27 protein-coding genes are annotated in these 23,258 nt (G+C 27.7%); 5 read left to right on the forward strand and 22 right to left on the reverse strand.

The genetic code is table 11. The annotated features are described in order from the left end of the window. The 5 genes from AC11VW_RS01090 to AC11VW_RS01110 form a co-directional block, all read right to left on the reverse strand. On the reverse strand, positions 1-1,271 hold a 1,271-nt coding region (locus AC11VW_RS01090), incomplete at its 3' end, for a uridine kinase family protein (RefSeq protein WP_484299545.1). 40 nt (positions 1,272-1,311) lie between these two features. Continuing rightward, on the reverse strand, positions 1,312-2,073 hold the full coding sequence (locus AC11VW_RS01095; protein WP_484299546.1) for a sugar phosphate isomerase/epimerase family protein: 762 nt from the start codon (positions 2,071-2,073) through the stop codon (positions 1,312-1,314). A gap of 9 nt (positions 2,074-2,082) precedes the next feature. Next, positions 2,083-2,616, reverse strand: coding sequence for a signal peptidase I (gene lepB / locus AC11VW_RS01100; RefSeq protein ID WP_484299547.1), 534 nt, complete (start codon positions 2,614-2,616; stop codon positions 2,083-2,085). Between the two features lie 41 nt (positions 2,617-2,657). Next, positions 2,658-3,458, reverse strand: a complete 801-nt coding sequence (locus AC11VW_RS01105) for a hypothetical protein (protein ID WP_484299548.1) — start codon at positions 3,456-3,458, stop codon at positions 2,658-2,660. Between the two features lie 104 nt (positions 3,459-3,562). Further along, positions 3,563-4,288, reverse strand: coding sequence for a PrsW family intramembrane metalloprotease (locus tag AC11VW_RS01110; RefSeq protein WP_484299549.1), 726 nt, complete (start codon positions 4,286-4,288; stop codon positions 3,563-3,565). 124 nt (positions 4,289-4,412) lie between these two features. Between AC11VW_RS01110 and sleC the strand changes: the two genes are divergently transcribed. Continuing rightward, positions 4,413-5,684 carry a spore cortex-lytic germination protein SleC gene (gene sleC / locus AC11VW_RS01115; protein WP_484299550.1) on the forward strand — a complete coding sequence of 424 codons (1,272 nt, stop codon included), beginning with the start codon at positions 4,413-4,415 and terminating at the stop codon, positions 5,682-5,684. 241 nt (positions 5,685-5,925) lie between these two features. Here sleC and AC11VW_RS01120 read toward each other — a convergent pair whose 3' ends face one another. The 6 genes from AC11VW_RS01120 to AC11VW_RS01145 form a co-directional block, all read right to left on the reverse strand. Further along, positions 5,926-7,299, reverse strand: a complete 1,374-nt coding sequence (locus tag AC11VW_RS01120; RefSeq protein ID WP_484299551.1) for a DUF3298 and DUF4163 domain-containing protein — start codon at positions 7,297-7,299, stop codon at positions 5,926-5,928. Positions 7,300-7,437: 138 nt separating this feature from the next. Further along, positions 7,438-7,590 carry a zinc-ribbon domain-containing protein gene (locus AC11VW_RS01125; protein WP_484299552.1) on the reverse strand — a complete coding sequence of 51 codons (153 nt, stop codon included), beginning with the start codon at positions 7,588-7,590 and terminating at the stop codon, positions 7,438-7,440. Positions 7,591-7,821: 231 nt separating this feature from the next. After that, a complete protein-coding gene (locus tag AC11VW_RS01130) occupies positions 7,822-8,559 on the reverse strand; it encodes a carbonic anhydrase (protein ID WP_484299553.1) in 738 nt (245 codons plus the stop codon). A gap of 316 nt (positions 8,560-8,875) precedes the next feature. Beyond that, the gene (locus AC11VW_RS01135; RefSeq protein ID WP_484299554.1) at positions 8,876-9,163 is read right to left on the reverse strand and encodes a putative quinol monooxygenase; all 288 of its coding nucleotides are present in this window, start codon (positions 9,161-9,163) and stop codon (positions 8,876-8,878) included. 47 nt (positions 9,164-9,210) lie between these two features. Beyond that, on the reverse strand, positions 9,211-9,840 hold the full coding sequence (locus AC11VW_RS01140; protein WP_484299555.1) for a flavodoxin family protein: 630 nt from the start codon (positions 9,838-9,840) through the stop codon (positions 9,211-9,213). A gap of 77 nt (positions 9,841-9,917) precedes the next feature. After that, a complete protein-coding gene (locus AC11VW_RS01145) occupies positions 9,918-10,910 on the reverse strand; it encodes an NADH:flavin oxidoreductase (protein WP_484299556.1) in 993 nt (330 codons plus the stop codon). 314 nt (positions 10,911-11,224) lie between these two features. On the opposite strand from AC11VW_RS01145, the gene AC11VW_RS01150 reads away from it, so the two are divergent. Then, positions 11,225-11,575, forward strand: coding sequence for a winged helix-turn-helix transcriptional regulator (locus AC11VW_RS01150; protein WP_484299557.1), 351 nt, complete (start codon positions 11,225-11,227; stop codon positions 11,573-11,575). A 340-nt stretch (positions 11,576-11,915) separates the two neighbouring features. Here AC11VW_RS01150 and rlmD read toward each other — a convergent pair whose 3' ends face one another. From rlmD to AC11VW_RS01165, 3 genes are read right to left on the reverse strand one after another with little or no spacing between them, the layout of a single operon-like run. Further along, the gene (gene rlmD / locus AC11VW_RS01155; RefSeq protein WP_484299558.1) at positions 11,916-13,271 is read right to left on the reverse strand and encodes a 23S rRNA (uracil(1939)-C(5))-methyltransferase RlmD; all 1,356 of its coding nucleotides are present in this window, start codon (positions 13,269-13,271) and stop codon (positions 11,916-11,918) included. A 28-nt stretch (positions 13,272-13,299) separates the two neighbouring features. Continuing rightward, the gene (locus AC11VW_RS01160) at positions 13,300-14,022 is read right to left on the reverse strand and encodes a pseudouridine synthase (protein WP_484299559.1); all 723 of its coding nucleotides are present in this window, start codon (positions 14,020-14,022) and stop codon (positions 13,300-13,302) included. Beyond that, the gene (locus AC11VW_RS01165) at positions 14,022-14,351 is read right to left on the reverse strand and encodes a DUF1904 domain-containing protein (RefSeq protein ID WP_484299560.1); all 330 of its coding nucleotides are present in this window, start codon (positions 14,349-14,351) and stop codon (positions 14,022-14,024) included. Before AC11VW_RS01165 ends, AC11VW_RS01160 begins: the two co-directional genes overlap by 1 nt. A gap of 211 nt (positions 14,352-14,562) precedes the next feature. Here AC11VW_RS01165 and fba point away from each other — a divergent pair, with 211 nt between their 5' ends. Then, on the forward strand, positions 14,563-15,426 hold the full coding sequence (gene fba, locus AC11VW_RS01170) for a class II fructose-1,6-bisphosphate aldolase (protein ID WP_484299561.1): 864 nt from the start codon (positions 14,563-14,565) through the stop codon (positions 15,424-15,426). Positions 15,427-15,528: 102 nt separating this feature from the next. On the opposite strand, the gene AC11VW_RS01175 is transcribed toward fba, so the two are convergent. From AC11VW_RS01175 to AC11VW_RS01205, 7 genes are all read right to left on the reverse strand, one after another. Next, positions 15,529-16,014, reverse strand: coding sequence for a hypothetical protein (locus AC11VW_RS01175; RefSeq protein ID WP_484299562.1), 486 nt, complete (start codon positions 16,012-16,014; stop codon positions 15,529-15,531). Between the two features lie 27 nt (positions 16,015-16,041). Next, positions 16,042-16,602 (reverse strand): 5' nucleotidase, NT5C type, encoded by a 561-nt coding sequence (locus tag AC11VW_RS01180; protein ID WP_484299563.1) that lies wholly within the window; start codon positions 16,600-16,602, stop codon positions 16,042-16,044. A 162-nt stretch (positions 16,603-16,764) separates the two neighbouring features. Further along, positions 16,765-17,622 (reverse strand): hypothetical protein, encoded by an 858-nt coding sequence (locus AC11VW_RS01185; RefSeq protein WP_484299564.1) that lies wholly within the window; start codon positions 17,620-17,622, stop codon positions 16,765-16,767. Positions 17,623-17,718: 96 nt separating this feature from the next. Beyond that, entirely contained in the window at positions 17,719-18,411 is a 693-nt protein-coding gene (locus AC11VW_RS01190; RefSeq protein ID WP_484299565.1) for a metallophosphoesterase, read from the reverse strand. 94 nt (positions 18,412-18,505) lie between these two features. After that, entirely contained in the window at positions 18,506-19,306 is an 801-nt protein-coding gene (locus AC11VW_RS01195) for a GTP pyrophosphokinase (RefSeq protein WP_484299566.1), read from the reverse strand. 50 nt (positions 19,307-19,356) lie between these two features. Continuing rightward, a complete protein-coding gene (locus tag AC11VW_RS01200) occupies positions 19,357-20,268 on the reverse strand; it encodes an MBL fold metallo-hydrolase (RefSeq protein WP_484299567.1) in 912 nt (303 codons plus the stop codon). Between the two features lie 13 nt (positions 20,269-20,281). Continuing rightward, positions 20,282-21,010: a YkgJ family cysteine cluster protein gene (locus tag AC11VW_RS01205; RefSeq protein ID WP_484299568.1), complete on the reverse strand. Its 729-nt coding sequence runs from the start codon at positions 21,008-21,010 to the stop codon at positions 20,282-20,284. Between the two features lie 87 nt (positions 21,011-21,097). Between AC11VW_RS01205 and AC11VW_RS01210 the strand changes: the two genes are divergently transcribed. Both AC11VW_RS01210 and AC11VW_RS01215 read left to right on the forward strand, forming a co-directional pair. After that, complete coding sequence (locus tag AC11VW_RS01210; protein WP_484299569.1) at positions 21,098-21,349, forward strand: hypothetical protein; 252 nt, start codon at positions 21,098-21,100, stop codon at positions 21,347-21,349. Positions 21,350-21,615: 266 nt separating this feature from the next. Beyond that, positions 21,616-21,951: a hypothetical protein gene (locus tag AC11VW_RS01215; RefSeq protein WP_484299570.1), complete on the forward strand. Its 336-nt coding sequence runs from the start codon at positions 21,616-21,618 to the stop codon at positions 21,949-21,951. A gap of 137 nt (positions 21,952-22,088) precedes the next feature. Here AC11VW_RS01215 and AC11VW_RS01220 read toward each other — a convergent pair. Further along, on the reverse strand, positions 22,089-23,258 hold a 1,170-nt coding region (locus AC11VW_RS01220; RefSeq protein ID WP_484299571.1), incomplete at its 5' end, for an iron-containing alcohol dehydrogenase.

Below are 23,258 nucleotides of genomic sequence, written 5' to 3' on the forward strand. Positions count from 1 at the left end.
GTAAGAGCACTTATATATATTTTAAATTTATCTTCATCTGGTATAGATGATGTTAACATTGGATTTAATCCATGTATTCCTTCTAGTATAATAGGTTGATTTTCATCTATTTTTAACTTTCTACCAGTTTCCTCTCTTATACCTAATTTAAAATTAAACTTTGGTAAATTTATTTCTTTTCCATCTAATAGATTTTTTAAGTCTCTATTAAATCTATCTAAATCTATAGCATATATAGATTCAAAATCCAAGTTTCCAAATTCATCTAAAGGAGTATCATCTCTATTAACAAAATAATCGTCTAAAGATATAGATACAGGCTTTAAATTGTTAACTCTAAGATGTATTGACAATCTATGAGCAAAGCTAGTTTTTCCTGATGAAGATGGAGCTGCAATAAGTATTACTCTCTTTTCTTTATCTTTTATTATATCTGCAATTTGAGAAAGTTTTTTCTCATGTAAAGCTTCTACAGTTCTTATTACATCTCCATAATCATAATCTTGTATAATCTTATTAAGAGTTGTAACTTTATCCACACCTAAAAGTTTTGACCATTTTTCAGCTTCTTTATATACACTTGCAAGTTTGGGTTGTGGCTTAAATTCTATTGGTATAGTTTTATCTCCTTCACTTGGACCTAAAACTATAACTCCATTATTATATAACTTTAAATCGAATGTTTTTATATATCCTGTTGATGGTAACATATACCCATAAAAATGATTTATATGTTGATTACATTTATATATCTTCACATCATCATATTCTTTATATTTTAATAACTGGGCTTTTTCATACATTCCATAACTTTCAAATATTTCTATTCCTTCTTCTCTATCTGTGGATATTTTATCTATAGTATAGTTATTTTCAACAATTTCTATCATTCTTTGTTTTATGGAATAAACGTCTTTTTCATCTAAGTTTTTGCCTATATGAACTTCACAATATAAACCATTTGATAAGGAGTGTTCTATTGTAACTCTACTTCCTTCAAATAATTCATTGCAGGCCATTATAAATATAAATGACATAGTTCTTGAATAAACTCTTAGACCATCTGCATTAGTTGTATCCAAAAATTTTATATTACAATCCATGCTTATTTTATGATTCAATTCTCTTAACTTATTTCCTATAATCCCAAGAGTTATATATCCTGCATATTTGTTACTAAATTCTTTTGCTATATCTTCTAATACTATCCCTGAAGAATCTTCCTCTATATTGTATTGTCTTCTTTCTCCATTTACATTTATATTCATCATAGTATTTCTCCTTTCTCCTACATATAGGAAAAAGAGGTATTTATACCTCTTTCATAATAGAATTTAATTCTTTTATACTATCTTCAATATGTTCATAATTAATTTCTAATACCATGTACTTTACATTCAACTTTAATATTTCTTTTATATGTGTTTTTGATAGTATTCCTTTTCCTATACCAATATGTATATCTCTTATACCATCATTGTCACTTAAATGAATTATTTTTATTTTACTACTTAATTTATTTATATAATCATCTTCATTTATTAAATTATGACCTGTATCATAACAAAACCATAATTTATCACTTTTTATCTTACTAAATATATATTCAAAGTCATATGCTATGTTTCCAACATTTGAAAAATCTCCATTATTTGAATATACATTTTCTATAGAAATATTACTATTTATCTTTTTGTTTAGGATTTGCAAAAACTCATTACTCATATTTAAATATTTCTCTTTATTTTTTTTCAATCTATTAGACATAACATATCCTAGATGAAGGTTAAAATATTTTATATCTAAACCTTTCAAATCTTCATCTAATTTTTTCACAAATTCTATCCATGAATTTCTTATATACTCTATATTTTCACAAGTATTTAGTTCCATCGGTAAATGAATTCCTAAAGACAGGTTTAAATTTTTAATTCTATCCTTATATTTACATAAATTTTTACATTCTTCTAAATTATCAATACCCATTTCTATATGTTTTATTTCATCTATTTTTTCACATATATCTAAGGCTTCTTCAATATTACATAAAAGTGCTGATATACCTATTTTCATAATTAACTCCTAGTAAACTTTTCCTATTTTATTAAATGGGAACAATCTTATAACAACATTACCCATTATATCTTTTTCATCAACTAGTCCAACATCTTCATATCTACTATCTAAGCTCTTTTCTCTATTGTCTCCCATAGCAAATACTTTACCTTCAGGTACAACTATATCTACATTTCCTTCAGTATAGTTGTTGTGTATATACGGTTCATCTATTAACTTATCATTGATATATACTTTAGAATTTTCTATTTTTATATGTTCACCTTCAACCGCTATAATTCTTTTTACTAAATCCTTTTTATTTCCATCTTCTTGCAATAATTGTGTACTAAATACGATTATATCTCCATCTTTAGGCTCTCCAGTTTTATATGCCATTCTATTAATTATTAAATAGTTGCTTTCCTCTAGTGTAGGATACATAGACTCCCCTCTTACTAATGTAGGTCTTATAAATTGAGTTATTATAAATGCAAGTACAAGTGCTGTAGCAATTATCTTCATCCACTCTATCGCTTCTTTCTTTATTTTATCATTCATCCACACCATCTCCTCTAAAATTAAGTCCTCTAGCAGATTAATTAATGATCATTATAGTTTCCTATCATGTGTATAGCCATTTCATTAATGTTATCGTACTTATTCATTTTTATCCCTAAATCTAATAACTCACATGCTTTTACTAAATCTTGTACTACCTCCATTGGATTACCATATATATCTTCAATATCCTCTTTGCTAACTCCTTTAAAACCATGACCAACTGGACTTTCATTTCTAAGCTTAATTAAATTTTCTAATCTTTCATTATTTAATATTTCCACTACTTTATCCATTCTCTTAGTTTTTTTTAAGTGTTTATTTATATATTGATTTATTCCATGGATTAAATTTCCATTATATATATTATACTTCTTTTTTAAAGTATATAGGATATTTTTCTTTGATACCATATAGCCATGCATATATACCTTATATGTTTTTGATTCTTTAGTACTAACAAAAATATATTTAAATACAGCTTCTTTTAATCTATATAATCTTCCTAGAAAATCTATATATTCTTCATTTACAATTTGAATTTTCATATTTTCTATTAGCTCAGATAAGATGTCTTCAGGTTCGCCTATATTCAAGTTGTCTAAGTTGCTTATTAATTTTTTTATTTCTGACCTTGATAACATTTGTTCACTCATCTTATTTATACTGGCTGTTGCTTTCTTAAAATCAAAATTAACGGCATATTTAGATGACTCCATTAGTAAATATAAATCGCCGTCTATAATTCCTGCTTCATCTAATATATCTAGTACCGCATCATAGTCATATCTTTGTAGAAATTTAGATATGACATACTCCTGACTTTTATCTAATGAGCCCATTATATACCTCCTATAGTTTAGTGCTTATAAATTCCTTTTCTTTATTATTAAGCTATATTATGTGTAAATATACATTTTCTCCTCTTTAATATGATTTAATTCAATCAATGCTTATCGTCATTTTCTTTTTTCTTTCTTCGTCTAAAAAATCTCTTCTTTGAGTTATCTGTATAATGATCTAATTTATCTAAATTTATTTTCCATAAAAATACTATATAAACTATAAATACTATAATAGACCATCTGCATTCTATCATTAATATAAAATCAAATATTCCATGGAATAAGATAGGGACTAATATGGCTAAAATAATATATTCTCTTTTCTTTATTTTATCATTGCTAAATTTATATTTTGATGTATAATATCCCATCGTTATAGCAAACATTATGTGCGCCGGTATTGATATAACGGCTCTTATTATGCCAACTTGGAAAGCTACATTTATATCTTCAAATAATATATATATTATATTTTCAACAGTTGCAAATCCTAATGATAAAAATATGGAATAAATAATTCCATCTAATTTTTCATTAAAATTTTTCTCTTTCAACAGGTTTGGTATAAGTACTATTCCTTTTAATCCCTCTTCTGTTAATGCTGCTACTATAAATGCTATATATATATAGTTAGAATATCCTTCAAAAATATTTATTTTCATTAGCATTTCTTCTGCTATAAATGCTATAACGCTTATAAATACCCCCATTGTAAAGAATTTTCCTAAGATTACTATAGGCTCTTTATCATACTTATCTTTTAAATATATCCATAATATACATGCTATCGTTGGTGATATAGCTAATATTAACAAGTCTAGCTTCATCAAAACACATCCCTTATTTATATTTTCATTTATATTATTTCCAATTACCTTAACAAAATAATAATTATCTTCATACTATAAAATATAAAGTATTATTAAATACGCTTAAAGAAAGGGTGATTCTATGCAAGATGGTTATTTAACTGTAAGTGTTTTAGATGGTTCTACTAATAGACCTATTGAAGGAGCTACTGTAAATATTTATTCAATTCCTCAAGCAGGAGAACGTTCATCTACGGTTTATCAAAACTTAAAGACTGATTTATCGGGTCAAGTCACTGGACTAAACTTAGAGGCTCCAGACATTGTCTATTCTCAACAACCTTCTGATGTTAGACCTTATAGTCAGTATTCTGTAGAAGTTAATGTAGACGGATATGAAACAGCAGTCATCGATGGTACTCAAATATTTCCTACTGTAGAAGCTAGACAAAATGTTCCTATTATAACTAAAACTCGATGTAAAAACTCTTATTCTAGGCAAAATGAATTAGTATACGATATAGGGGATAATACTTTATATGGAAATTATCCACCTAAAATTCCTGAGAGTAGTTTAAAACCTCTACCTCCTCCTACAGGATTTGTTGTTTTAGACAATCCAGTAGTACCAGAATTTATAGTAGTACATGATGGATTACCTGAAAATACTTCTGCAAAAGATTATTGGGTACCATTTAAAGAATATATTAAAAATGTTGCATCATCTGAAATATATTCTACTTGGCCCGAGCAAACAATTTATTCTAATGTAATAGCTATAATTTCATTTACTTTAAACAGAGTTTTTACGGAATGGTATAGAAATAAAGGTTATAATTTTACCATAACTTCTACTACTAATTATGACCATAAATTTATAAATAACAGAAATTTATTTGATACAATAAATGTAGTTGTTGACAATATTTTTAACACATTTATAAAGCGTCCTCCTACTTCTAGACAGCCTTTACTTGCTCAATATTGTGATGGTATAAAATCTCAATGCCCTAATCAAATGACTCAGTGGGGAAGTAAAGATTTAGGCGCTCAAGGTAAAGATTTTGAAAGTATCCTTAGATATTTCTATGGTGATGAAATAGTATTTGAAAAAGCTCCAATAGTTAGTGGTGTACCAGTATCCTTTCCTGGCGATACTTTACAAGTAGGTTCTACAGGTAAATATGTTAAAACTATTCAAAATCAACTTAACGCTATATCTAAATCATATCCAGCAATACCTAAAGTTAAAGAAGATGGAATATATGGTAATTCTACAGCTGAAGCTGTGAATACATTCCAAGGCATATTTGGATTGCCTAAATCAGGGGTGGTAGATTTTAAAACATGGTATGAAATATCTAGAGTATATGTTGCCGTAACTAAGATAGCTTCTTTAAATCCAACTATCTAACCTAAATAATATCTTATATTAATTATAAAACATTATAAAATAAACAAGGAAAGCTATAGAATTATGGACTTTATCCCTAAATTCTATAGCTTTTTTATCAATTATCCAAATTATACCATTTAAATTTATATATATGTTCTAATTAAGTTTTTACACTTTCACTATATCGTGATTTTTAAAGTTATTTATTTTATTGTAGTTTAATTAATTTAGCTAATTCAGATTATTTTTTAGAATATATTTATTTAAATATTTCTACATATTCCTCTTTTAATATATGATTTATTATATCAATGTTTATTGAAAATTCTGGTTGACCTGCTGCATAGGGTGCTATTTCATACAAATCAAAGTAAATAACTAAATTATCATCTTGTATATAAAACTTATTATTTAATTTTATTCCATTAAATTGATAGACTCCTTTATATTCTTTATCATTTTTTACTATCTTTTCTATTTGTCTTCTAATTTCGTCATCTATAACTTTCTTATAATCTAATTTTTCCTTAAATAAATCACTTAAGGTTAATATTTTTCCACTTCTCATATCAATATTGTATGATGTATCTTCATAATATCCATGGGCTCCCCCACTATACTTATAATATCTTACCTTTATACTTAGTATATTATCACTATTTTTTTTCACTTCAAAATCTACATTTGCAACAAATTTATCTTCTACCTCTGGTAAGTTGTTTAAATATTTTTTTGCTTCTTCTTGAGAATTTTTATAAAAGTCCATTATATCTTTTCTGATTATATCATTTATACCTTTTTCAATTTCTTTATTGGATGTTATTATGATAGGTATATTTATTATACTGTTAATATACTTATCACTTTTAGTTATTGTTTGAGTATCTATATTTGCAACTATATCATTAGTACTTACTATCTTTATTTTATTTCTAAATATTTCAGATGGTATTTTGAATTCATAATTTATTTTGCTATTACTTTGTTTATATGGATTTAAATAAACTATGATGCCTCCATCTGAAATAATAAAATTAGTATACTTATTTATAATAATTCTGTCCTCATCAATTTCTAAGTCATGACTTTGAGCATAATTGTATATATACTTCTTTATAACTTCTTTATAATCTGGATTATTCTTGACAAAATTATCTAAGTAAACTCTTTGGCCTGTCTTCAAATCAAATAAATAACTATCTTTTTCTAAAATAAATTCTTTTTTACCTTTATTTATGTTTCTATATATTATTATATTTAATAAATTTCCATCTTCAAATGCTACATGATAATTTATACTTATATCTACCTTTTCAGAATCATTATTTAATTCTATATCTTGTCTTTGATGATTTATATATTCATTTATATTCTTTCTTATATATGTATTTATATATCTTTCTACTTCTATATTTGAACAATGTATCTCTGGCATTTTTAAAATTATAGATGCTTTTTTATCATCTATTTTTATTTTTTCTTCTGTTATTTTTACTGTTCTTAGCCCTTGAGATAAATTAGCCTGAATTATATCTCTAATCTCAAAAGATTTTTCTTCATTCGCCAATATTACTACTAAAGTAATCACAGATATTATTGCCATACCTTTTAAAAGTTTTATAATATATTTCATTTTAAGTTCCTCCAAAATATAATTCACTTATTATATTTTGGATTTCTTCTATTTTTATTCTAATTAATTTTTTATAGCCTATTTTTAGTAACATAAAAAAAGCTATAAGAAATTAATCTTATAGCTTTTCATATACAACTATCTTCTGTTGTTATTTTGCTTTCTTGCTTTTCTACACTCTGGACATCTTACAGGCTCGTTTTCGAATCCTTTTTCTTTATAAAATTCTTGTTCACCTTCAGTGAATAAAAATTCTTGCCCACAATCTTTACATATTAATTTCTTATCCATTTTAATCCTCCATCTAAAGACTGGTTAGAATAATTAGCCCTAGTTGGAGAAAATTATAATCTAATAAATCTTTATATTTTATATTTTATACTTAATTTAAAAGTAACACATAGCTATACTTAACACAAGCATTTTTTATATTAAGCATATCTCAATCCTTACTTATTAGTTAAATCTAATAAAATATATCTTTTATTTTAATATCAAGGGAATATATCTCTTGTACAAATCTTATTTTAAAGAAGATGTAAATACAACTTCTCCTGTATCAATATCGTACTTTGCTCCTACTACATTAACTTTATTTTCTTCCTCAAGATTTTTTATAATTGAACTATTTCTTATTTCAGCTATCGTGTTATTTATATTCTCATCTTCACATTTAGTATAAAGCTCATCTTTATTTGTAGTTGACCCTTTTACCTTATCTAGTGATGGCTTTATTTTGCTAACTATAGACCCTATACTTCCAGGTGCTTCACCACCGTCTACAGTTGCTTTTACTGCACCACATTTTTCATGACCTAATACAACAATTAATGGAGCACCTAAATGTTCAACACCATACTCTATACTTCCTAATGCTACTGAATCTACTACATTACCTGCATCTCTTATTACAAAAATATCTCCTAATGCTTGGTCAAATACTATTTCCGCAGGAACTCTAGAATCTGAACAACCAACTATAACTGCAAATGGATGCTGACCATTCTTAGCTAATTCATTTTTTCTATCAGCGCTAATATCTTCAACTGCTGGTTTATTACTTATAAATCTCTTATTACCTTCTATTAATAATTTTTTAGCCTCTTCTGGTGATTTTATTATTTCTGTTCTTTTGTAAGTATTAGTATTATCGATTTTGCTTTTAGCCTGTACAACTTCTTCCTTTTTTGAACATCCTGTTGCAAACATCATTGTGCAAACCATCGTTATCATAATTACACTTGTCATATCTCTTTTCACGTTCTTACCCCCTACAAAATTCTTTTCTTTGAAAACCAATTATTTATTTTATCTTATAATGTAAAAAAAGTCTATATTTACATTATTTTCTATAAATCTGACTCATAACTTTTTTGACATCTATATTAAGAAATATATAAAATTTTGTATAAAAAAACCCTTGAAATATCAAGGGTTTAACTATTTTTACTTTTAAGCTTAGCTACCGTCTCTAAATCTATTTTGATAGAAAGATGATACGTATAATTATAGGTTTACTTAAAGATACTCCCTTCTAAAAACTAGGAGGAAGTGTTATATTTATCTGCATAACATGTTAAATCAGTTTATTATAAACATTCATATCTACTTCTTTCACCATAAGTTTTCCCATCATTGGAACAATTCTAGTAAAATGCTCAGATTTTAAGTGATCATCTAAAACCTGTCTATTTTCCCATTCCTCAATCATAGTTAGAATTGTAGCATCTTGCTCATCTTGATACATTTCATACTTTATGCATCCTTTTTCTTTTCTCGTCATTTCTACTAATTCTTTACATAATTCAATAATTTCTTTTACTTTGTCTTCTTGAGCAAAATTTTTGGCAACTACCTTTATCATTTATATCCCTCACCTTTTTAGTATTTTTTACTATTACACTTTCCAAATTATCGAATAAAGTTCGTAAATACTTTATTTTCTCTTTCTGGTTCTTTAACCTTTCCTTTTCCGTTTTCAACTAATTTCATTAACCAGGCCATGTTTTTTCCAAGAACCTTCATTATTTGTCTTCCCTCTTCATCTCCTATAGCTTCACCTGGTGATGTTCCGTGTATTACATTCCAGTAATTTGAATTTGGCATAAGCATTTCAGCATAATTAATGTAATTATTCAACTGATTAAAAGTAGTAACCCCTCCTGAGCGTCTAACAGCCACTACAGCTGCTCCTACCTTATGTCTTAAAATTCCAGTATTCGCAACATAAAATGCTCTATCTAAAAATGATTTCATAGTTCCACCTATAGCTGAATAATGAACTGGAGAACCTAATATTATACCATCTGCTTCTTTCATTTTCTGTATCCATTCATTTACTTCATCATTATCAACTATACATTTTTCATTTTTACTTTTCGCGCAAGCATTACATGCAAGACAGCCTCTTATCGTCTTGTTTCCTACATGTATAATCTCAATCTCTATACCTTCTTTTTCCAATTCATCCGTTACCATTTTTATAGCATGATATGTATTACCTTCTTTTTTAGGACTTCCATTAAATGCAACAACTTTCATATATTTTACCTCCTCTAAAATTAAGAACTTACTTCAATTTTATATTTTTTACCTTCAGATCCTCTTTTTCAAAATATTTATTTAAGACTTTTAATAGCCTTTTCTGCCCAATTAGAGTCTTTATATATAGCCCTTCCTACACCGATAAGATCCGCTTTTCCTGTAAAAAGCAGTTTTTCAGCAGCATTCACTTCAGTTATTCCACCAGTCAATATAACTGGAACTGACACAACTTCCTTGATAACCTCAGTAAGCTTTGAAAAATACCCTTGACCTGTAACACCAGGATTACTGTATCCACAGAATCCACCAGAAATATCTAGAATATCTACTCCTGCTTTTTCAAATTCTAATGTTGCAATTTTGCTATCTTCAATTGTAATTCCACCCTCCATATAATCAGAAGCACCTAATCGAAGGATAATTGGAAAATCATCCCCAACAGTATCGCGTACTGCTTTAATAATTTCCAAATGAATTTTAATTCTACCCAATAAATCTCCACCATATTCGTCAATTCTCTTGTTGGTTAGAGGAGAAAAAAATTGGTTTAGAAGATATCCATGTGCAGAATGAATCTCTACTCCATCAAAACCAGCTTCTTTTACACGTTGTGCAGCATCCTTGAAATTTTTAATTATATCCTTAATATCTTTTTTAGTAAGTTCCTTTGGAATATCCCCTTTACGTGGGTTCACTATAGATGAAGGTCCAACTGGCTCACATCCTGTAACATTTTTGCTAGCTGCACTTCCAGCATGATTAATTTGCATTACTGCTTTGGAACCATTTTTATGAATAGTGTTTGCCAATTTTTTTAAACCTTCCACAACATCATCATCTGCTATAGAAAGTTGTCTTTCACTAGCCTTCCCTTGTTGTGTAATAAAACTATGTTCTATTATAATCAATGATATATATCCACCTTGTGATTTTTCATCATAATAATCTAATATATCTTTGCTTATCTTTCCATCCTCTTCAGATTTTGAAGTAGCTATAGGTGGCATAACTAATCTATTGTTCAAAATTAATTTACACTTATCTAATGATTTAAGTAAATATGACATTCTTGTATCCTCCTTAAAATGCAAAATTTAACTTTCTCTTCAAACTTATATGGTCTTTCTAATCCTCTGAATTTTTATGCTAAATAATCTATAATTCCATTCTTTAATGAACTATATACATCTCTCTTTTTATCCTTCTCCTTTATTTCAATCACTGGTAAATTAGAATTTTTTATTACTCTAATCAATATAACTTACTAATTGCCATATTTTATCAACCATGATACAATTATAAAAATTAAATTTAATAATAACAAGTACGCACTATTTTGTATCATAGTACCCAAAAGGGTACTGCAGAAAGGATGAGAACCATGGGATCTAGCTGTAATACTTTACAATATAAAAATAAAAATTATACATGTACCTTCGAAATTACAATAGATTTAATCGGAGGAAAATGGAAGCCACTTATTATTTGGCATCTAGGTACCAAGGGGACACAGCGATTTAATGAATTAAAAAAACTACTTCCTCAAGTAACTCAAAAAATGTTAACTCAACAGCTAAGGGAACTGGAAAGAGATAATTTAATTAATAGAAAAATTTATCCCCAAGTTCCTCCAAAAGTTGAATATTCATTAAGCGGTTTAGGCGAGAGTTTAATGCCTATTCTTAGTACGATGTGCAGTTGGGGAGATAATTATTATAAATTAAATCTTTAGATCGCATTAAAGAATTTATCTTATAACCTTGCTCTTTATGGTTTTTCACTTTCATATAGAATAAAAATATATAATTACTAATTCTACATGAATAATAAGAAGGCTACGTACCACTTTAGTACGTAGCCTTCCATCTTGTATATTTTTTTATTTATCACTAATTTCAGATTAGGCAGTTAAAGTTTAGATTCCTGAGCTATTGAGGTAGCAGTTTAGTACAAACTCTTGGTTCTGCGTATTTGTTCTTTCTAAAAGAAAATTTCCCTCAAACATAAGTCTAAGGGAACATAAAACACACTTCAATTTTTATTTAAAATCGTTGAAACTGTTTGATATGAGGCTATTTTTTTACTATCTTCACAACCGTCTCCACATGAGGTGTATTAGGGAACATATCCATACACTTAACTTTTTCAACTTCATAACCATAATTCTTAAACTCTACTAAATCAAGCACTAAAGTCTTTGGGTTACAAGATATATAAATTATTTCCTTAGAACCAAATCCTGATATATCTCTTATAGCATCTTTATGAACACCTGGTCTTGGCGGATCAACTATTATTAAGTCTGGCTTATCCTTTAAATTCTTAACTACTTTAGAAACATCGCCTGCTATGAACTCACAGTTATTTAGTCCATTTAGTTTAGCATTTTCATTAGCTGCAACAACTGCTTCTTCTATTATTTCTATTCCATAAACTCTCGATGCTGCACCTGCCATAACTTGTCCTATAGTACCAGTTCCACTATATAAATCAAATACAACTTTATCAGAGTGATCTCCTATGAATTCTCTGGCCATAGTATAAAGTTCTTCTGCTCCTTTAGTATTTGTTTGGAAGAATGAGAATGGAGATATTTTAAATCTTAATCCTAGTATCTCTTCTTGTATATAATCTCTTCCATGTAATACTCTTAATTCGTCACATTGAACAGCATCAGCTAATCCATCATTTACAGTGTGTAATATACTTACTAATTCTGACTCTAACTCAAGTCCTAATAATATTTCTTTGTACTGCGTCATATCAAAATCAATTTGAGAAGAAGTAACTATATTTACCATAAGTTCCTTAGTGTTAACACCTTTTCTAACAACAAAGTTTCTTAAATATCCTTTATGATTTATTCCTCTATAATAAGGAAGTTCTTCTTCATTGAAATACTCAACTGTTGAAGTTAATACTTTTATAAAATCTTGGTCTACTAAAAGGCATCCATCAACTGTTAATATGTCTATATGCTTTCCTTTTTTATGAAGACCTAGAGTTAAAGGTCCATCTTTTATTTCATCTCCAAAAGTATACTCCATTTTATTTCTATATAATTTATCTTGTGGACTTCCTTGTATTCCTAAGAATTGGAATCCAAATAAATCTTGGTTTAAGAATAAATCCATAACTTGTTTCTCTTTTATTTCAAGTTGCTTTTCATAAGGAACAGATAATATACTACATCCACCACATTCATTAAAATGCTTACATGTTTCTGCAGTCTCTATTGGTGACTTTTCTAATAACTCTACCATCTTAACATCTGCTTTTCCACTTCTAGTTCTCTTAACTGCTGCTTTTACCTTTTGGCCAGTTATTCCGCCCTTCATGTGTATATCTCTATTTCCTAATAAAGTTACAGATGTCCCACCGAACTCCATTTTATCTACTTCAAACTCTATAATGTCTTTTTTCTTCACTTAATTTTACCTCCGTTAGTCTTTGTTACTATCTTTCTTCTATTAATTTTACTTCTTCTTCCGTTAACTCTCTATATTCTCCTAAAGCTAATGTTTCATCTAGTTTTAATTTACCCATAGATAGTCTTTTTAAGTATACTACTTTTTTTCCTACACTCTCAAACATTCTTTTTACTTGATGGAATTTACCTTCATGTATAGTAAGTTCTATTTCTGATATTTCATCACTTTTTAAAATTTCTAATTGTGCTGGCATGGTTTCATATCCATCATCAAGAACTACTCCTTCTTTAAAGGCTTTTATATCTTCTTCTGTAACTACACCTTCTATTTTAGCATAATAAGTCTTAGGTACGTGCTTCTTAGGTGATAATACTCTATGAGAAAGCTTTCCATCATTAGTTAATACTAATAGCCCTTCTGTATCTTTATCTAATCTTCCTACTGGAAATGGTTCAAATGCAAGATATAATGGGTCTATTAAATCTAATACTATTGGGTCATATTTATCAAAGGTAGCAGATATATAGCCATCTGGCTTATTTAACATTATGTACACAAACTCTCTATAATTTACCGCATCTCCATCAAATATTATTTCATCGTTTTCTGGATCTACTTGAAGGCCGGGATTATTTACAACGTCCCCATTTACAGTTATTATTCCATACTTACAATATCTTTTTATTTCTGCTCTACTTCCATACCCTACATTTGAAAGTACTTTATCTATACGTAATTTTTTAGCCATTAAAAATGTGCTCCATTCTCATAGTATTTTTCCTTTTCAAACACTGTAAACGCTAAATCCATATTTTCTATATCTAAATTACTTCTTATACTATCTGTAATTATATTAGCAACTATATCTTGTACTTCTTGCCCTCTATCAAACCATGCTACTTCTACAAATGGATAAACTTGTTCTAATCGTCCATTTCTTATAGCAACTGATTTTATACATTCTATTTCAAAAAAATCTCTTGGACATTTTATAGCTTCAACTAATTCATCTATCATTTTCTCACTTATTTTACATATATCATTTTCATGTATTCCTCTTATCTTTATTTGTGGCATAATGCATTCCCTTTCTTTAAAAAACTATAACCATAGTCTTTTTATACTTTATAATAATATTTATACTTGGTATAAATATTATTATACTTTTATTTCAATGTTATTACAATTTACTATGTACTTTTTTTCTATAATTGCTATAATGTTAAGTGATGGGTAAATTTTAGATTTGATTATTTTTTAACAATTTAACTTATATGGAGGTTTCACTATGTTAGTTTCAGCTAAAGAAATGTTAAATAAGGCTAGAGAAGGAAAATATGCAGTAGGTCAATTCAATATCAATAACTTAGAATGGACTAAGGCGGTTTTATTAACTGCTCAGGAAAACAATTCTCCAGTTATCTTAGGAGTATCTGAGGGTGCTGGTAAATACATGGGTGGTTACAAAACTATAGTTGGTATGGTTAATGGAATGTTAGAAGAATTAAAAATAACAGTTCCAGTTGCTCTACACTTAGACCACGGTAGTTATGATGGAGCTTTAAAAGTAATAGAAGCAGGATTCTCTTCTGTTATGTTTGATGGTTCTCACTATGCTATCGAAGAAAACATAGCTAAGACTAAAGAAATAGTTGAAATAGCTAATGCTAAAGGAATATCAGTTGAAGCAGAAGTTGGTTCTATAGGTGGAGAAGAAGATGGTGTTGTTGGAACTGGAGAAGTTGCAGATCCAGCTGAATGTAAATTAATAGCAGATTTAGGTGTTGATATGTTAGCTGCTGGTATAGGTAATATACACGGTCAATATCCAAAAAACTGGGCAGGATTAAGTTTCGATGCTTTAGAAGCTATAAATAATCTTACAGGAACTATGCCATTAGTACTACACGGAGGAACTGGTATACCTGCAGACATGATACAAAAGGCTATATCTTTAGGTGTTTCTAAAATAAATGTTAACACTGAATGTCAATTAGCTTTTGCTGCTGCTACTCGTGAATATATAGAAGCTGGTAAAGACTTACAAGGTAAAGGATTTGACCCTCGTAAAATTTTAGGTCCAGGTTTTGAAGCTATAAAAGCTACTGTTAAAGAAAAAATGGAATTATTCGGTTCTGTAAACAAAGCTTAATTTATAAACCGATTATTATTCAGTAATAAAACTAAATTTAAATTTACAAAATAAGAAAGTCCTTATTATTTAGCCTAAACTAAATAATAAGGACTCTTTGTTTTAACTATAGAATTTAGATGCACCTATTAGCTGTCTTTTACCAACTATTTTGGATAAATTAGTAAGAGATGCTATTTTTATATCTTTAAAACTTACAAGGAATACAAATTTAAAATCAGTAAATGATTCATCTACGTTATATACATCAAATAAGCACCTTACATTATCAAATAAGTACTTATCTTGTAGTTCTTCTTCAATCTCATCTGTAGCATCTTTTAAATATGCCCTAACGTCTTCAAATAGCACCTGAAAATAAGATTCATCTATCTCATCTCCCATTTCTTCAAGTAGCTCTTCTATATCTTCCATATCAAATACATCTTGAGCTAGTTGACAATCAAATACCATTATATTTTCTTGATTTATTGTATCTGATATATCCTGTATATCCTCGAAATCTGAACGTAATCCTATAATATCTTTTACTTCTTTACTGTTAACGCTAATGTTGCCTTTTCTATTTTTTATTTTTAACTCTATCACAAGATTACCTCCCCGCTAGATGATACTTTAGTTATATGACTCTATAACTTGCTTTATATCATTCCAGTCTTTAACTCTAATTATATTTTCATGTTCAATTTCTTTATTATAATTAGTATCTATTAGTAAAACACTCATATCTTCCTGTGCTAATTGCATAGCATTGTAAGGATTATCTTCTATGAATATGTGACATTCAAGTTCTTTAGCTTTTTCTATCTTATAATCACTACCTAATAAGTATACCTCTATATTTGAAAATCCTTTATTACTTAACCAATTTGTAGTTATCTCTGTTAGTTTTGGATTTCTAGCTGTAACAAAATACAAATTATGTTTAGAATATAGCTCGTCAATAATGTCTTTTGCACCATCTACAACCTCTGCTTCTCCATAAGAATGCATGTAGCTTGTATGAAATTCATCCAATATAGTATTCATATCTACTCCATATAAATTCTGCCAATCGCATGTATTACATTGATCCTCAGTTATATCTTTATTACACATTTCATTTAAGTATGGAATGAAATGATATGGGCTAGTTATAGTTCCATCTATATCAATACATATGTTTAATCTATTCATATTATCCTCCCTAATTACCTATTAAACTTTATAATCGAACATTATATCATATGTTAAATTATAAATCAAAATTCATACTTTCTTTATATGTATATAATACCAAAAAGCTTACCTAAAAAGGTAAGCTTTTTGTAAATCATATATTAATTAATTGTATATAGTTTAATTTTCATCTATTTTGTTATTTAAATCACTTAATCTTTCTTTGAAACTATCTATATGGTTATCTGATAAATTTAGATACTCAGTTATCTTTCCTATATATTTAGGATTTTTAGTATCTACTAGTTTAAGTGACATTTCCATTGCCTTTTTTCTTAACTCATATGATTTCTTTACATCATTTCTTGCATTATCTAATACTTTAGTGTATTCATCACTAGAAAGTAGTGGAATTTCCATATTTTCATAAATATCTATTACTTCGCTACACTTTTGATATGCATGTTCTAAATCTTTTTGTGCATTAGCTAAGTTTTTAATGTTCTCTGATATATTTTTAGTATATGGCATACAGTCTCTCATAGGAATTAGAGCTATAGTTTCTATCTCATAGATTTCCTTTTTAAAATTATATATAATCTCTTTATCTGTTTTTTTATTAGACTCTATATCATCTATAGGTTTTATCACTTGCTTACTTTCTAGACCATTACTTTCATATCCAGCCGAATTATCATCATTTATTTTATCTTCTACTTTCGGCTTATCTTCTTCATCAATAATCTTACTTACACCCTTATCTTTTGATGTATCCGCTTTGTTTTTTGGATTAAGATCTTCATCAAAATTAGAATTATACTTGTCCGCATATCTATTCTCAAATGCATAATTTTGATAATACATAGCCTCTTTTATTTTATTTAATCCACTTATGTAAATATTAGTTATAACTATACTACTTACTAGTACAACGTAAATACTACTATAAATACAAGATCTTTTAAAGTTTGCATAATTCCTAAATAAGGCTATTAAGGGTATCAGGTATAAAAACAAGAATACTAATATCCATCTCATTAATAACATCTCCTTCTTTATGTATATTAAAGAAAAAATCCCCCAATATACCTATTTTAACCATTTAGTTTATAGTATTTACAACTTTTCAATTTATTAATCTAATATTTTAGTTAATTTGAAATCTGTATAGTCACAAGAAGCTAATATGTACTGCACTCCATTTCTAAATCCTTTTAAACCCATCTTAAATGATTCTTTTCCATGTAAATGTCCATATATTACTTTTTCTACATTATATTCTTCAAATAATTTTGTAAATAAAGATTCTTCAAGTTTATCATTTGTAGGTGGATAATGAGTTATTACAATTAACTTAGTGTATCCTTTTTTACAAGCTGATTCTAATGACAATCTTAATCTATTTTCTTCTCTTATATATATCTTTGCATCATTTTCATCAAACTTAACGTCATTTGGGCACATCCATCCTCTACCGCCACAAATAGCATAATCTTTATATTCATAGAAATTAGTTTGTAAAAAATTCATATTATTATATAATTTATTTAATCCAGTTACTGTAGTCCACCAATAATCATGGTTTCCTTTTATAAAAACTTTTACTCCGGGAAGTTTATTTATTATATCTAAATCTTCCTTTGCTTCATTCAAGTTTATACCCCAAGAAGTATCTCCTAAAACTAATACCAAGTCGTCCTCTTTTGCACTACATTTCCAACTTTCAATTATTTTATTTTCATGGTCTGCCCAATTATCTCCAAATACATCCATAGGTTTATTTACTGATGTTGAAAAGTGTAAGTCTCCTATTGCATATAAACTCATATCTATATTCCTTTCTTTTATAACTTTCTTTATATATTATTTCCTATTTTTCTATAATCTAAAAAGAAAGTTATCCACTAATATGGATAACTGTCTAATAACTTTTATTATTACTATTATATTGCTCTAGTAATTTATCAATTTCTTTTTTAAGATGTAATATTTCCGCTATATCTCTTTCATTGTCTATTTTATCTAATCTTCTTTGATATAAAAGAGCTTTATGCGTTTCTCCTAAGTTATATAGCTCTTGTATTTTATTTAATACTTCTCTCACTGTTACAGATTTTACTTGGCACATAACTTGAGCTTTCATTATATCTTCTCTTATTTCACTCATTTCTTGATCTAGTAAGAATGCAGCATCTGCCGCCCTTCTTAATCTAGTTGCTAAATTTTCTGGTATATAACGTTCATATTTATATTTTAAAGAGTGCTCTATCGTTGCCCAAAAGTTCATAGCAAGTGTCCTTATCTGTATTTCACATAAAATTTCCTTTGAACCTGCAATTGAGTTTATAGGGTATTTAATTATAACGTGATAACTTCTATATCCACTATCTTTGAAATTTTCTATATAGTCTTTTGAATAAACTATAGACATATCAGTTCTACTCCCAATAAGTTCTACTATAGTATATATATCTTCAACAAACTGGCACATTATTCTTATACCAGCTATATCTTCCATTTCAGATTCTATATCTTCAATATTAAGCCTATTTGCTTTTGATATTATAGATGTTACCTTTTTAGTTCTACCTGTGACAAATTCTATAGGAGAATACTCTCCTTTTGCCAAAAATTCTTTTCTTATATTTTTAAACTTTACCTTTAACTCTTCAACAGCATGGTCATAAGGAGCTAATACTTCATCCCATTTTTCGAATTCCATCTCACTCACCCTTTATTCTATTTTTACAGCTATTTTTATTTTAACATAATTTATTTTCTTTTGGTATAATAAAGCAATTCTCCACCAGATAGTATATAATCTATTTCTTGTAAATGCGATAGATAACTAATTACAGAAACAAGAGACGATTTTAAAAAGTGATATTCTTTGTAATTATTTTTCAAATTATTTCTGAGTATTATATTTTTCAATAAATTATCTAATCCCATAGGATTCTTTAATTCTGCTCTTATTTGATTAATATATTTATTAATAGCATCTTCATGTTTTTTTATTAATTTACCACTATCTTGTTTTGAAATTATATCTTTACTGTGACCTAATACTAGATATTCAAACTCTATGTTCTTTAGTTTATTTAGAGAATTTATATATTCTTGCAAATCATATATAAATAAAAAATCATACTTATCAAGCATATCTGATCCAATTAAAAGGTCTCCTACGAACAGTATTTTATCTTTAGTTAAGATGCCTATACTTCCTAGTGTATGTCCCTTAAAATTTACTATAGTGAAGTCTACACTATTCAAAGATACTATACCTTCATTTAATGTTTCATCTATATATACTGCTTCTAATGATTTACTTCTTAACTTTCCATCCATAAACTCATTACTCTTACCACCTATTATATATTTAGAAAATAAATTTGGATGCTCTATATACAATTTTGCATACTCTGACGATAATATATATAAATCTTTATAATGTTCTCTAAATTGGTTACATGCCCCATAGTGATCATTATGTTCGTGTGTATTTATAATAAATTTTAAGTCTATATTATTTGATTCTAACATTTGAATTATTCTTTTAGGTCTTAAGCCACTTAATCCTGGATCTATAATTAAACATCTATTATCATCATATGTGTATAATCCTGTATTTGTTCCACCTTTTATATAAAAGGTATCTCCCTTTATATTTATTAAATTCATATAATCACCTAATTTATAGCAATATTTTCTTTAATCTATTAATTGCTCTATTTCTCACAGCTTCATCTTTTGACACTCTTATTTTTATATTGTAGGCTACATCTTCATTTAATAAATAATCAATAATATATTCAACTATTCCTCTATCTTTAAACTCTATATCTATAATTCCTTTAGAATATATATTTGAATCTAATGTCATCAAATCATCTGCAAAGCTCAATCTGGCAGACTTATCTAAGTAATCTTGTTTTGGAATAAAGTCTTCACAGTATTGAATTTTGTAATTAACAACCTCATCACTTATATCAAATCCATATTTAGATTTTATTATGTTACTGTAATCTATATTTCTCTGCGTTACATTTAATAAATTTTTATTGTAATCATCTTTTCTCCAATGACCAAATAATCTACAATTTAATGGTCTTACTTCATATATCAAGCATCTATTATTTTCATCCTTAAATGGGCATGCACTTTTTTGTACAAATTCTAAGAAATAATAATCTAACACTTTACTTAAGCATTTTTTTCTTAGTTCTTCATTATCTTTTAAGTATTCAAATATATTTATGAATTCAATTAAATTTATACCAACTGATTCCATACAACAGTTACCACATCCTGCACAATCTCCACTTGGTAGACTTGAGTAGACCTTGCTCAATCTATCAAATAATTTATTTTGTTTACAATAATCTATACAATTAAAAATATCATTCTTTTTTATACTAGTCATTATTATTACTCCTTGTTATAATTATTAAGTTAATACAAACAATTATTATAACACATTTTTTAATACTAATTATAGGAGGTAAATTTTATGAATAGATATACAAAGATAATAAACATGATGGATAGTTACTATACTAAGGATTATGAGAAACAAAAGAAAAACATAACTAAGGTTAGAGAGGTTAGAGAAGAAACTGTTAGGAAGTTCTTCTTACAAGGTGATTGTGAAGTTTTAATTATATTAGAGGAAACTGGTAAAGAAATTCTTATAGATGACTTCTCATCTAATGAAGATATAAAAAAATACTTAGGATCTAAATTTATAAAGAACAAAAGATAAGTGAGTGAGTGAGTGGATGCTGTTGCATCCATTTTTTTGTGAAAATATTTATTTTTTTATATTTAATGTATAAATTAGATTTATCTGTCCATAATAGTAATATAAAATTAAATATTTAACTCAATCTCCCCCAATTAGAGCTTTCGTTCCCCCAACGAAAGCTCTTTTTATATTTAAATCCACAATATTTTATTACTCTAGTTAATAATTTTTATATAGGTTATAATAATTCAATATAAATATCGATTATGAAATGAGGCATAAAAATGATAACAATAGGCAACTTGAATTTAAATACAGATTTTGAATATAGAATAATTAGAGAAGAAGATAATGATATGGATTTATTTATAGATCTAAACTATCGTAGTTTAGATATGGACACTCAAGGGGCTGATTTATTTACCTCTAGAATTCAATTTCCTTTTGTTAGGTCTATTATATTGAGATTAAACAAAGAAGGTCATACAATGACCGTACATTTGATGAGAGATATAGATCTATTTTCAGCTTTCGCAAATTTTGAAATTGATTATACTAATGCAGTAATAAATATAAAGAACAACCTTGAAAAAGTATCTATGTATAAATCTTTATTATAAATTAGAATCAAATTATATTTTTCAAAAATAATAAGGGGGCCTTAATAGGCCCCTTCATTATTTTATATTTATTTATATCTAAATTATATTACGTTCTAAACACAGAGTCAATATAATTTTCTGAATATTTAAATAATTTATTTAACTTTCTTTGTTCCATATATTGTTTTATATATATCTTTTAGTTCCGTTACTAATGGTAATCTTGGATTAGCTCCAGTACATTGATCATCAAATGCATCTAGTGCTAACTTTTCTATTGCATCAAAGTATGTTTTTTCTTCTATACCACATGCTTGTATAGTCATTGGTATATTTAACTCTTTCATTAAGTTTCTAATTGCTTCAACTAAACTCTTAACACCTTCTTCAGTAGTATTGGCTTTTAATCCTAATGTCTTTGCTATTTCAGCATATTTTTTATCAGCTACATATGACTTGTATCTAGGGAATGCAGCAAACTTAGTTGGCATAGTTGCATTATATTCTATTACATGTGGTAATAATATTGCATTTGCTCTACCATGTGGTATATGGAATTCAGATCCTAACTTATGAGCTAACGAGTGGTTTACTCCTAAGAAAGCATTCGCAAATGCCATACCAGCCATACAAGAAGCATTGTGCATTTTTTCTCTAGCTTCTTTACCTTCTGCAGTAGCTGCGCCTTTATATGATTTTGGTAAGTAATCAAATACCATTTGTATAGCCTTCATTGCTAAAGCATCTGTATAATCAGTCGCCATTACAGAAACGTAAGCTTCTATAGCATGAGTTAATACATCTAATCCTGTATCTGCAGTAACAGCTGCTGGTACAGACATTACGAAGCTTGGGTCTATTATAGCTACATCTGGAGTTAATTCATAGTCAGCTAAAGGATACTTAACATTGTTCACTTTATCAGTTATAACTGCGAAAGATGTTACTTCTGAACCTGTCCCTGATGTAGTTGGTATAGCTACCATTTTAGCTTGTCTTCCTAATTTAGGGAACTTGTATATTCTCTTTCTTATATCCATGAACTTTAATCTTAAATCTTCAAAGTCTGCTTCTGGGTTTTCGTAGAATAACCACATACCTTTAGCAGCATCCATTGCAGATCCTCCACCTAAAGCTATTATAGTATCTGGTTTGAACTTTCTCATAGCTTCAGCACCATTTAATACTGTATCTACCGATGGATCCGGTTCTACATCAGCAAATACATCTATCATAACTGGATTTCTTCTTTTTCTTAAGTTATATTCTAATTTTTCAACATATCCTAATTGAACCATCATTCTATCAGTTACTATCATTACTCT

This window comes from Romboutsia sp., from assembly GCF_056995035.1.

Coding starts and splice junctions, on each gene's coding strand:
- AC11VW_RS01095 (WP_484299546.1), bottom strand. CDS start 2,073: ATGAAAATAGGTATATCAGCACTTTTATGTAATATTGAAGAAGCCTTA.
- lepB (WP_484299547.1), bottom strand. CDS start 2,616: ATGAATGATAAAATAAAGAAAGAAGCGATAGAGTGGATGAAGATAATT.
- AC11VW_RS01105 (WP_484299548.1), bottom strand. CDS start 3,458: ATGGGCTCATTAGATAAAAGTCAGGAGTATGTCATATCTAAATTTCTA.
- AC11VW_RS01110 (WP_484299549.1), bottom strand. CDS start 4,288: ATGAAGCTAGACTTGTTAATATTAGCTATATCACCAACGATAGCATGT.
- sleC (WP_484299550.1), top strand. CDS start 4,413: ATGCAAGATGGTTATTTAACTGTAAGTGTTTTAGATGGTTCTACTAAT.
- AC11VW_RS01120 (WP_484299551.1), bottom strand. CDS start 7,299: ATGAAATATATTATAAAACTTTTAAAAGGTATGGCAATAATATCTGTG.
- AC11VW_RS01125 (WP_484299552.1), bottom strand. CDS start 7,590: ATGGATAAGAAATTAATATGTAAAGATTGTGGGCAAGAATTTTTATTC.
- AC11VW_RS01135 (WP_484299554.1), bottom strand. CDS start 9,163: ATGATAAAGGTAGTTGCCAAAAATTTTGCTCAAGAAGACAAAGTAAAA.
- AC11VW_RS01140 (WP_484299555.1), bottom strand. CDS start 9,840: ATGAAAGTTGTTGCATTTAATGGAAGTCCTAAAAAAGAAGGTAATACA.
- AC11VW_RS01145 (WP_484299556.1), bottom strand. CDS start 10,910: ATGTCATATTTACTTAAATCATTAGATAAGTGTAAATTAATTTTGAAC.
- AC11VW_RS01150 (WP_484299557.1), top strand. CDS start 11,225: ATGGGATCTAGCTGTAATACTTTACAATATAAAAATAAAAATTATACA.
- AC11VW_RS01160 (WP_484299559.1), bottom strand. CDS start 14,022: ATGGCTAAAAAATTACGTATAGATAAAGTACTTTCAAATGTAGGGTAT.
- AC11VW_RS01165 (WP_484299560.1), bottom strand. CDS start 14,351: ATGCCACAAATAAAGATAAGAGGAATACATGAAAATGATATATGTAAA.
- fba (WP_484299561.1), top strand. CDS start 14,563: ATGTTAGTTTCAGCTAAAGAAATGTTAAATAAGGCTAGAGAAGGAAAA.
- AC11VW_RS01180 (WP_484299563.1), bottom strand. CDS start 16,602: ATGAATAGATTAAACATATGTATTGATATAGATGGAACTATAACTAGC.
- AC11VW_RS01185 (WP_484299564.1), bottom strand. CDS start 17,622: ATGAGATGGATATTAGTATTCTTGTTTTTATACCTGATACCCTTAATA.
- AC11VW_RS01190 (WP_484299565.1), bottom strand. CDS start 18,411: ATGAGTTTATATGCAATAGGAGACTTACACTTTTCAACATCAGTAAAT.
- AC11VW_RS01195 (WP_484299566.1), bottom strand. CDS start 19,306: ATGGAATTCGAAAAATGGGATGAAGTATTAGCTCCTTATGACCATGCT.
- AC11VW_RS01200 (WP_484299567.1), bottom strand. CDS start 20,268: ATGAATTTAATAAATATAAAGGGAGATACCTTTTATATAAAAGGTGGA.
- AC11VW_RS01205 (WP_484299568.1), bottom strand. CDS start 21,010: ATGACTAGTATAAAAAAGAATGATATTTTTAATTGTATAGATTATTGT.
- AC11VW_RS01210 (WP_484299569.1), top strand. CDS start 21,098: ATGAATAGATATACAAAGATAATAAACATGATGGATAGTTACTATACT.
- AC11VW_RS01215 (WP_484299570.1), top strand. CDS start 21,616: ATGATAACAATAGGCAACTTGAATTTAAATACAGATTTTGAATATAGA.